General features: G+C 71.5%; 1 protein-coding gene. It reads right to left on the bottom strand.

Annotated features, from left to right (window positions below; genetic code table 11):
- On the bottom strand, positions 1 to 492 hold a 492-nt coding region (locus L6E10_RS35070), incomplete at both ends, for an MFS transporter (protein WP_236224460.1).

Genomic DNA, 492 nt, shown 5'->3' with positions numbered 1-492 from the left:
GAGATGGAGACGGCGAACCCGGTCGCGGCGAGCACCGGTCCGAGCAGCCACAGGTTCTCGTGCACGGTCAGTCCGGCGGCGCCGGCCGCCAAGGCCACGGCGCTGACGGCGAACCCGGCGACGGTCATCCGGCGGTTGCCGAACCGCTGCAACAACGGCCCGGCGACGACGCTGCCGATGATCGCCGAGACCATGACGAACATCAGCCGCAGTGCGGCGGGGATGGGGTGCAGCGCGAGTACGAGTTGGAGGTATTGGGCCAGCAGCAGGCCCAGGCCGACCAGCGAGGTCAGGACCAGCAGGACGCTGCCGACCGCGACGCTGAACGCGCGGTCGCGGAACAGCGTCACGTCCAGCAGCGGGACGGCGAGTTTCCGTTGCCGCCGGACGAACGCCGCGAGCAGCAGGCACCCGAGCAGCCCGGCGGCCGGGCCGAGCAGGTACATCGTGCCGCCGTGCGGGGTCTGCTTGATCGCGAAGGCGACGCCGATC

It is taken from the genome of Lentzea sp. CC55, from assembly GCF_021056325.1.
GTDB lineage: Bacteria > Actinomycetota > Actinomycetes > Mycobacteriales > Pseudonocardiaceae > Lentzea > Lentzea jiangxiensis.
Note: the sequence above shows the minus strand (reverse complement) of the source record. Positions and strands in the feature narration are given on the sequence as shown.